The following is a 2,760-nucleotide window of genomic DNA, read 5'->3' as shown; positions in this document are numbered from 1 at the left end:
TGCTAATGTTTGTTTTTGCGCTTCTGTTGCTGCTGTTACTAACCCTGCTTTTGCTTTTTCTAACGCTGCTTTCTTATCGTTTACTTTCGCTACTGCTGCTGCTACTTGTTCTGGTGTCGCACTTGCATTGTCTAATACTTTTTGTGCTTCTGCAATTTCTGCTACCGCTGCTTCTTTTGCTTGTGTATACGCTGCTAGACTATCTGCTGTCTTACCTGTTGGAGTTTCTTCTCCTGTTAATCCTTCTAATGCTGTCTTAGCTTGTGTTAAACCGTCTTTATTAGCTGGATCTTTTAGCGTTGCTGCTGCTTCTGCTAGTTTAGCTTTAACCGCATTTACTTTTTCTTGGGCTTTCAATGCTTCTACTTCGCTCGCATTAGCTCCTTTGTCTGCTACTTCTTTGGCTGCTTGTTTTGCTGCTTCTAGTTCATCTGATAATTGACCAAACTTCGCATTGTATGCTTCAACACTTTCTGGTGTTTTACCTTCTGTATCTGCTTTCTTCAATGCTTCTGCATCTGTTGCTAATGTTTGTTTTTGCGCTTCTGTTGCTGCTGTTACTAACCCTGCTTTTGCTGCTTCTAGTTTTTCTAATACTGCATCTACTGCTTCTTGTGCTTCAAGAGCAGCTAATTTAGTTGCATTCACTCCATCTGTTTTAATTTTTTCTGCCGCAGCTTTGGCTTGATTTAGTTCTTCTGTTAGTTCTCGTATTTTTTCATTATACGCATTAATACTGTCTTGAGTTTTACCTTCTGTGCTTGTTTCTACTAGTTTTGCTACAGTTTTTTCTAATTTTACTTTTTGAGCATCTGTCGCAGCGGGCACTAAGTTCTTTTTAGCTGCTTCTAACTCTGCTTTCTTAACTTTGATATCAGCTAATGCATTTGCTACATCTTCAACTGTTGAATTTTCACTAGCAATTACAGCTGCTGCATCTTCTACTGCTTTATCTGCAGCAGTTTTTGCAATAGCATAAGCATCTTGACTATCTTTTGTTTTTCCTGCCGTTACATTGTCATTTGTTTGTTGAGTAATATAATTACTTAAATCATTCTTAGCTTTTTCTAGCTCTGCTGTATTTCCTTTATCTTTCAATAATGCAGCCGCTTTTTCTAATTCAGCTTTGATTTTATCAACTTCAATTTGAGCATCAGTAGCTTCTACCTTACCGGCATTTACTGTTTTATCTAATACTGCTTTAGCCTGAGCTTTTGCTGCTGTTAACGCACCTTTTAATGTTTCATATTTTTTCTCATATTCTGCAATACTCTTCGGCGTCTTATTTGTCTTATCCGCTTCTGTTAGTGCATTCGAATCATTTTGTAGTTTTGTTTTTTGAGCTTCTGTTGCTGCAACTACTAGAAGTGCTCTTGCTGCTTTTAATTCAGCTCTTTTTGCTTTCACGTCTGCTACTGCTTGAGCAACTTGATCAACAGTTGCATGTTCATCATCGATGACCAATTTAGCTTTTCTAGCTTCTTCTTCTGCGGCACTTTTAGCTATATTATATTCTAAAACAGTTTCAGGTGTTTTACCTGGAGTTGGATCGTCATCTACTAGTTGATCTAGTTCTCCTTTTGAGGTTGTCAAAGCCGATTTATCAACTTTTAACGCTTCTTGTGCATCTAAAGCTGGTTGTACGAGTCTTTTATATTCATCAGTAGATTTTAATTCACCATCTAATAATGCTTTTATAGCATCTAATTGGTCTTGATATGCTTTTTGTGATTCAGGCGTTTTACCTCTCTTATCTGCATCTCGTGTGTCAAGTAATTTATTATAAACTCTTTCCAACAGTGTTCTAGCAACTCTATTTGTATCCTGTGTAATAGTAAATCCTAGACCTGATACAGGTAGTGCATATTGAGCCCATGTAGTTTGATATCCCATCCCTAGTCTAGAATTATCAGAAGCACTAATTCGTACAGTATATTCTACAGCCCCTTTAGGTAATTCTATATTTTTACTAGTAAAACTACCTGTTCTATTCACTTGACGATTTTTGTATGTCGCTAACTGTTGGTTAAGACTACTTATTGTTGGCTCTGGTGGTCTTCCGACAGTAAACCTAATGCTATCATTAGCATCAACTTTTGCAACTACCATATTTGCATTATTTATAGATTGATCAGGACGAAAACTTTGATTATAGATAGATTGCGTATGTCCGTCTTCAAATTTTGCAATTACTTCAACTTTATATCCAGCTTTAAAACCGTCAATATCTCCTGTAAATCCTGTTTTAAAAGAAATATTTACCCCTGTTCCTGTTGATGAAGAATAGGCTTTATAAGTTTTTTCTATTCCATTGAACCCTTTTAGCCCTTTAGCTATTTGACGACCTTCTCCTATATCTTTAAATGGTTGTCCATCAAAGGTTTCTTCACTTTTTGTTGCATTTGTTCTAACTTTAGAAAGAAATAGTGCATACTCGTGAGAGCGATCAAAAGAATTTTCCTCAACATGTGCTGTATATGTATATCCTGCTCTCGTAACATTCACTGTCTCAATAGGGTATACTCCCGCTTCAGTTTTTCGTGCAATAGCAAATTTACCTTTTTTGCCATCTGCTGAAACTGCTGACCAACCACCAAATTCATCAATTTCTTTTACTTCACCAGCCTGTACATTTTTAAGACGTCCCACTTCATCAATAGAAGCTAATTTAGTTTCATTGCTTATAGAAGAGTCCAATCCCTTTAAACTATTAGCTAATTCAGCAACACTCGCACTATCTCCTGGCAATGTATACGTTTG

Annotated in this window: 1 pseudogene; it reads right to left on the bottom strand. The window is 36.7% G+C overall.

Going from position 1 to position 2,760, the window contains the following annotated elements:
- Positions 1–2,760: pseudogene (locus ACO6OL_RS06640) on the bottom strand (DUF1542 domain-containing protein); the annotation flags it as partial.

Source organism: Gemella sp., from assembly GCF_057272915.1.
The sequence above is the reverse complement of the archived record's forward strand: the minus strand, read 5'-3'. Positions and strand labels throughout refer to the sequence as shown.